Annotated in this window: 7 protein-coding genes and 1 tRNA gene; 4 read left to right on the top strand and 4 right to left on the bottom strand. The window is 66.3% G+C overall.

Annotated features, from left to right (window positions below):
* Positions 1–692: tocopherol cyclase family protein (locus GPA_RS12865; RefSeq protein WP_041240551.1), on the bottom strand; the 692-nt coding region annotated here is incomplete at its 3' end.
* A 122-nt stretch (positions 693–814) separates the two neighbouring features.
* On the opposite strand from GPA_RS12865, the gene GPA_RS12860 reads away from it, so the two are divergent.
* On the top strand, positions 815–1147 hold the full coding sequence (locus GPA_RS12860) for a hypothetical protein (protein WP_049784152.1): 333 nt from the start codon (positions 815–817) through the stop codon (positions 1145–1147).
* A 187-nt stretch (positions 1148–1334) separates the two neighbouring features.
* On the top strand, positions 1335–2096 hold the full coding sequence (locus tag GPA_RS12855) for a class I SAM-dependent methyltransferase (RefSeq protein WP_015540132.1): 762 nt from the start codon (positions 1335–1337) through the stop codon (positions 2094–2096).
* Between the two features lie 203 nt (positions 2097–2299).
* On the opposite strand, the gene GPA_RS12850 is transcribed toward GPA_RS12855, so the two are convergent.
* Positions 2300–2375 (bottom strand) — tRNA-Thr (locus tag GPA_RS12850).
* A gap of 413 nt (positions 2376–2788) precedes the next feature.
* On the opposite strand from GPA_RS12850, the gene GPA_RS12845 reads away from it, so the two are divergent.
* Both GPA_RS12845 and GPA_RS12840 read left to right on the top strand, forming a co-directional pair.
* Positions 2789–3694 (top strand): NADPH:quinone reductase, encoded by a 906-nt coding sequence (locus tag GPA_RS12845; protein ID WP_231847648.1) that lies wholly within the window; start codon positions 2789–2791, stop codon positions 3692–3694.
* The gene (locus tag GPA_RS12840) at positions 3691–4380 is read left to right on the top strand and encodes a metallophosphoesterase (RefSeq protein ID WP_015540130.1); all 690 of its coding nucleotides are present in this window, start codon (positions 3691–3693) and stop codon (positions 4378–4380) included. The genes GPA_RS12845 and GPA_RS12840 overlap by 4 nt, the downstream gene beginning before the upstream one ends.
* A 28-nt stretch (positions 4381–4408) precedes the next feature.
* On the opposite strand, the gene GPA_RS12835 is transcribed toward GPA_RS12840, so the two are convergent.
* Together GPA_RS12835 and GPA_RS12830 are read right to left on the bottom strand one after the other, a co-directional pair.
* Entirely contained in the window at positions 4409–5683 is a 1275-nt protein-coding gene (locus GPA_RS12835; protein WP_015540129.1) for an ArsB/NhaD family transporter, read from the bottom strand.
* Between the two features lie 201 nt (positions 5684–5884).
* On the bottom strand, positions 5885–7093 hold a 1209-nt coding region (locus GPA_RS12830), incomplete at its 5' end, for a polysaccharide deacetylase family protein (protein WP_331429788.1).

Raw genomic sequence — 7093 nt, 5'->3', positions numbered from 1 at the left:
CGGTGGCCGCCCGCCTCCGGCAGTTCCACCCGGAGCGTCATGTCGCCCTGCCGCACCTCCACGGCCGTGTCGCTGGCCTCGCGGATGCGCACCCCGCGGTACGTGGCGAAGCGGTGCTCCACGCCCGCAATCCACACCACGCCGATGCAGCCGGTGAAGCGCAGGCCGGCGAGCGGGATCTCGGCCAGGGCGAGCATGACGGATGCCGCGCAGCCGAAGTCGGTGCTCTGTATCCAGGTGTAGCCGCGGGGGAAGCTGTGCCCGCGGTCGCCTTCCATGTAGCCCTTGGCGTTCTCGAAGCGCAGCGTGCGGCCGTTCAGCTCCACTTCCCCGTCCACGCGGTGGCGCATGCTGAACACCGTGTGCTTCGTTTCCATGGGCAGGTAGGCGAACGGTCCCATGATGTCGGAGCGCAGCGGCGTGAGCTCGCGGTAGCGCAGGCGCCCGACCAGCTCCAGGCCGGGCGCCTGCACGTCCAGCATCATGCCGATGGGCGAGAACAGGCTGCGGCCCACGCGCATGCTGCGGGTTCCCGTCTGGCGGAAGTCCTCCAGCGGGAAGGGGAGGTAATGGGCGCCGTCCGCCGTGACCACCTGGATGAACGCCTCGTCCTGGGCGCGGCCGGGTATGACGGCCAGGATGTCGCCGCCCTGCTGCTGCTTCATGTACCAGCCTTCGTAGTACGGTCTCATGCACGCTCCTCGCATCGGCATCGGGGAGCGACGATGATAGCATCGCCTCCGCCGCAGTCGCGAAGCCGTCACGCCCCCGTTCGCGAAGCGATGACCGCAAGAGGCGTTGGACGGCGGCAATAGTGAACAACGTTCATAAAAACGCCGCGCTGGGAATGCACGCCGCCTCCGGCGTGCTGGCCATCGTGCTCATGGCGGCCCATGCCACCTGGGCTACCTTCACCTATCTGAGGGGCAGCGAGCGGGCAAAGCAGCGGTTCCATACGTTCAGCATCGTGGTCTGGCTGTTCTGGCTCATGCCCTACACGCTGGGCATCCTTCAGGGAGTGCCCGCGCTTCATCTGGCGAACTTGCAGGCGGGTATCGGCTCCCTCGCGGTCGTGACCGTTGCCGCCTTGGTTATTGCCGCGAGCACGCTGCGTTCCCGCAAGCACCATCACGGTCATCGGAGGTAGCGCAGCTTGCACGCAGGCAGGTTACGGAAGGGAAAGCCCTCGCTCTGGGAGGCTCCGCCAGGAACGCCTGTGGTAAGGTAGGTTGCGGCGGCAGGTTCGGAGGCCGCCGCTTTCGAAGAGCATGCTGCTGGCGGGTGAAAGCCGGCCGGCAGTCGGTTTGTTCCCGACGTGAAGAAAGGCGTTCAACATGGAGAGCAAGCAGCCGTCCCCGATCGACCTGCTGGTGGAAGCGCACGCCGGGCTGGAGAGGCAGGGCCCCGGCTGCGCCGAGGAGACAGGCAGGGCTCTCGCCTTCCTCGGCGATCTCGACCTTATTGCGAACGCGGCTGACTTGGGCTGCGGCACCGGGGCCCAGACGCTGCTGCTCGCGCAGCACCTGAAGGGGTCGGTTGTCGGCCTGGACTTGTTTCCAGCCTTCGTCGACGTCCTGAACGGGCAGGCTTGCGAGCAAGGTGTCGCCGACCGGGTGCGGGGCGTCGTCGGCTCGATGGACGACCTGCCATTCCAGAGGGAGTCGCTTGACCTGATCTGGTCGGAAGGTGCTATCGACAACATAGGTTTCGAGAAGGGTCTGGCGTATTGGCGCGGCTTCCTCAAACAGGGAGGCTATGTTGCTGTCACCTGTCCCTCCTGGCTCACGGACGAGCGCCCCGCCGTCATCGAGCGGTTTTGGACCGACGCCGGGAGCAGGTTGGATTCGGTGGCCAGCAACATCGAGGCGCTCCAGCGATGCGGCTACCAGTTCGTCGCCGCGTTTGCCCTGCCGGAGACGTGCTGGACGGACGAGTACTTCACCCCGCGCGAAGCGGCGCTCGAAGGCCTGCTGCGGAATTACCCCGGCAACGAGACCGTGGAGGCCTTCGTCGCCGACAACCGCCATGAGGTCGAGCTCTACCAGGAGTACAAGCAACACTACGGCTACGTGTTCTATCTCGGCAGAAAGAGGTAACGGGATAATGAACCGGCGGGCCATGCTCGCCGGATCGTCTACTTAGACTTAGCGCGCTCCTGCCATTTGTCCGGGTCTCTATCGCCCAAAGGCGCCCCAACCTTGCTCGGCGACTTTCCACGGGATTGTCAAGTTCGGCAAAATTCCACTCCCAGATACAGAAACAGGTCACCGGGTTTTACCCCGATGACCTGCACTTTTTCTGGAGCCAACGAGCGGATTCGAACCGCTGACCTACGCATTACGAGTGCGTTGCTCTACCAGCTGAGCCACGTTGGCGTCACGGCTTCTTTGCGAAGCGCGAATACGCAGTATACCGAAAGGTGCTCCGACCTGCAATAGGCCGTTGCGAGCAATCCTTAAATTTATCTTGGAACATCGCATGCCTTCGTGCGCATTTGGGCGCTGCTGCCAGGGGCGCGGCTCAAGAGGGCGCGGCCGAGGCGTTCCGGCTCGCTGCCAGGCCGGTAACGACCTTCGCAAGCCGACCGCTCGACGCGGAGAAGGGCGCGCATGCCGCGCTACGATCGGGCTGCGAACGGCAAAGAGGTCTTAACGAAGGCGGAAGGAGCGGTCCGATGGCGAAACCGAGCACAGGGCCAGACATGCAGGCGATCGTGGTGAGCGCGTTCGGCGGGCCGGATGCGTTGGTGGAGCAGCGCATACCCGTGCCCGAGCCGCATGAGGGCGAGGTGCGCGTGCGCCTGTGCGCTGCCGGCGTCAACCCGGTGGAAACCTATCTGCGCGCGGGCCAGTACGCCCAGCTGCCCGAACTGCCCTACGTTCCAGGCAACGACGGCGCTGGCATCGTCGACGCGTGCGGGGCGAACCTCCCCTCGGGCGCTCCGCACGTGGGGGAGCGCGTGTTCGTGGCGGCGGCACGCGCCCGCCGCTGCACCGGCACCTATGCCGAGTTCGTCGTCTGCGACGCCTCCGCCGTGGCCCCGCTCCCCGACGCTGTTCCGTTCGAGCAGGGCGCGGGCCTCGGCACTCCCGGGCTGGCTGCGGCCGACGCGCTGTTCGTGCGTGCGCGGGTGCGTCCCGGCGAAACGGTGCTCGTCCACGGTGCGAGCGGCGGGGTGGGAACCCTCGCGGTGCAGCTTGCGCATCGCATCGGGGCCGTCGTGTATGGCACGGCCGGCGACGTCCGAGGCCGGCAGCTCGTGGAGCGCCTCGGCGCCCGGCGTGCCTTCGACCACCACGCCGAGGGTTACTTGGATGAGATTCTCGCGGCTACCCAGGGCCGCGGCGTCGATGTCGTGATCGACATGGCGGCGCAAGCCAACCTCATGAAGGATGCGAAAGTGGCAGCGACGCGCGGGCGTATCGTGGTCGTGGGCAGCCGCGGCTCGTTCGACTTCGATCCCCGCGCGCTCATGAAGGCCGACCTCGACGTGCGCGGCATGGGCGTGAACAACCTGCGTCCCGACGAGCTTGATCTGGCGATGCACGCGCTGTCCGCCGCGTTGGAGGGCGGGATGCAGGTGATCGTCGCGCGTTCGTTCCCCTTGGAGGAGGCTGCCGACGCCCATCGCGCCGTCGCCGAGCGCGGCAAGGACGGCAAGATCGTGCTCGTCATGCCTGGCAGTTGCGCATGATCTACGTCACGGGCGACACCCATGGCAGCTACCGGCACGTCCGCGCTTTCGCGCGCGAGCACAGCCTGGGCCCCGACGATGTGATCGTCTGCCTGGGGGACACCGGTTTCGACTACTTCGGCGACGAGCGCGACGACGCCGTGAAAACCCGCGCCGCCCGGGCGGGTGTCACCTTCCTCTGCATCCGCGGCAACCGCGATCGCAATCCGGCGACGCTCGCTGACTACCGCTTGCAACCGTGGCGCGGCGGCGAGGCGTACGTGGACCCTGCCTACCCCACCCTCCTGCTCGCGCGTGACGGCAGCGTGTTCGACCTCGAGGGCCGCTCCGCCATCGCCATCGGCGGCGCCTACAGCGTGGACAAGCGGCACCGGCTGGCGAACGGCCATCTCTGGTTCCCCGACGAGCAGCTCACCGAAGCCGAGAAAGAGCACGTGGAACAGGCCCTCGATCGCCGCCATTGGCGCATCGACACCGTGCTCTCCCACACCTGCCCCGCCGCGTTCGTCCCGCAGGAGGCCCTGCTGCCATCCATCGACCAGTCCACGGTGGACACCTCCATGGAGGACTGGCTCCAACGCATCGAGCAGCGCCTTCGCTACCGCCGCTGGTACTGCGGCCACTTCCACATCGAGAAGCAGGAGGGCCGCCTCCGCTTCCTCCACAAGGACATCGTGCCGCTCTGACGCCGCCCGCGCCTCCGGTGCGCGGCCCTTACGCCGGCGGGAACCTCACCACCAGGTACAGTCCTGCAATAGCCACGGTCAGCAGCATGATGGGGAAGCCGGTCTTCAGGAACTGCACGAACGTGATCTCGTGGCCGTTCTTCTTGCTGATGTCGGAGAGCACCACGTTGGCGCTCGCGCCGATGAGCGTGCCGTTGCCGCCCAGGCAGGCGCCCAGCGACACGGCCCACCACAGCGGCGTCACGTCCATGCCGGAGGACTCCATGGCCAAGAGAATGGGAATCATGGTGGCCACGAACGGGATGTTGTCCAGGAAGCTGGAGATGACGGCCGAGCCGATGAGCAGCACGAGCATCGTCACGAACACGTTGCCGCCCGTCGCGTCGATGAGCGCGTGCGCCAGCATCTCGATGACGCCCGTCTCGGCCATGGCGCCCACGATGACGAACAGGCCGGCGAAGAATGCGAGCGTGGTCCACTCCACGTTCGCGAGCGCCTCCTCGATGCTCTCGCCCGAGATGAGCATGATAATGCCGGCTGCGCCGAGCGCGATGACGCTCGACTCCAGCCCCAGCGCGCCGTGCGCCATGAAGCCCACAACCACCAGGCCTATCATGACGTAGCTCTGCTTCAGCAGACGCTTGTTCTTGATCATGGCGTGCTCGTCCAGCTCCATGATGCGCGCGCGATGCTCCTCGTTCACCTGCATCTTCCGGCCGTACAGGAAGTAGAACACCACCAGCACCGCGGCCAGGATGACCACGACGGCGGGTGCATCGTACAGGATGAAGTCGAAGAACGTGAACCCGGCCGCAGAGCCGATCATGATGTTGGGTGGGTCGCCGATAAGCGTGGCGGTGCCGCCGATGTTCGACGCGAGGATCTCGGTCATGAAGAACGGTATGGGATTCACGTCGAGCAGCTTGCACACGGTGAGCGTCATGGGGCCGATGAGCAGCACGGTGGTAACGTTGTCCAAAAACGCCGACAGCACGGCGGTGAGCAGCACGAACAGCAGCATGACCTTCCATGGCTCGCCCTTGGCGAGCCGCGCGGCCTTGATGGCCAGGAACTCGAACATGCCCGAGAGCTTCACCACCGAAACGAACAGCATCATGCCCAGGAGCACGCCGAGCGTGTTGAAGTCTATGTGCTCCATGGCCGCGTCGAACGGCAGCACGTGCAGAGCCAGCACCAGCATGGCGCCCACGATGGCGGCAAGCGAGCGATGCAGCTTCTCCGTCATGATGGCGAACATGACCACGACGAACACCGCGATCGATACGATTTGGCTTACGTCCATGCGAGCTCCCCCTGCGAACCGGGCTGTACGATGTTCACCCCGCCCCCGCCTGCTCGAAGCAGTCAAGCGGCCAGATCACCTCACTATACCAATATCGGGAAGCAAGCGACAGGGTGAAATCGCCTTGCGCGTGACGGCGTCCGCGACGTGCTGTCCGCGATGCCCGGTTGGAGGTGCGGCAGGCGAGCTCCGGCTCCGCTGCTACGACAAGGGGTATTGGAGGAGCTCGTCGATGGTGATGAAGCGGTAGCCCTGGTCTTTCAGGCGGGGAAGCGCCAGCTTGAGCGCCTCGATGGTCTGCGAGCGATCGCCGCCGCCGTCGTGCATGAGGACGATGGCTCCCGGCCAGGCATCCTCGATCTGGTTCGCAATGGCGCCCGCGCCCGGCCTGCGCCAGTCGCTCGAGTCGATGTTCCAGCCGATCTCCGCCTTGATGAGCGGGCCGATGTTCTTCACCACGTCGTCGCCGAAATTGCCCCCGGGGGTGCGGAAGATGCGGCTCGCCTCGGTCCCGGTGACGGCCTCGATGGCGGCGCGCCCCTTCTCCACCTCGGCTTTCTGCTCCTCGGGCGTCATGAAGCCCAGATTCACGCCCTGGCCGCTGCCGGCGGCGTGGTCGTAGGAATGCGTGCACACCTGATGGCCCTCCGACACCGCACGCTTGATGAAGGCGTCGCCGTTGTCCTGCTCGATGCGGTTGCCCACGGTGAAGAACGTGGCCTTCGCGCCATGCTCGGCCAGCACGTCGAGCACCTGGCCGGTCTGTTCGCCCCAAGGGCCGTCGTCGAACGTGAGCGCGATCACCTTGTCGTCGCCCACGTCGGGCGATACGTTGCGGCGCACGATGTTGCTGGGCTCCTGTACGACCTGCTCGGCCGTGATGCCGGACACCTTGCCGGTCTTCGTGGCCTTAACGCCGTCCTTGCCCTCGCCCTCTACCAGGTGTATGGCGCCGTTGCCCTCTTGCGCAACCGTCCAGGGAATGGTCGTTTCCACGGAGTCGGACGGTTCCTCGATCGGGCCGCCGTTGCCTATCTCCACGACGTCTCCCGAGGCCAGCTTGGCGTCAAGCTCGGTGACCTTCTCGCCGTTCACCGTGGCGTCGAACGGCTCCCCCTTGCCTGCCTCCAGCACGCTGCCGTCCACGGCCAGCAGGTCGCCCGGTTGGGGCTTGATGCCGCTGGCGGACAGGGCGTCGCCGAGCGTCTTGCCGCCGTGCACTTCGACGCTCGCCCCGTTCAGCGTGACGTTGGCGGGCAGGCTCTGCACGAACAGCACCACGCCGATGATGACAACGGCCACCAAGCCAACGCCGGCGAGCACGCCCGCAAGCCGCCGGCCGGGGCGTTCGGGTTTCTGCGCGATGCGCATATAGCGGTCGTGATCTTGGTAGGGGGCCGCGGCGGGGTC

The sequence above is a fragment of the Gordonibacter pamelaeae 7-10-1-b genome (assembly GCF_000210055.1).
Lineage (GTDB): Bacteria > Actinomycetota > Coriobacteriia > Coriobacteriales > Eggerthellaceae > Gordonibacter > Gordonibacter pamelaeae.
This window is presented reverse-complemented; position numbering and strand designations above follow the sequence as displayed.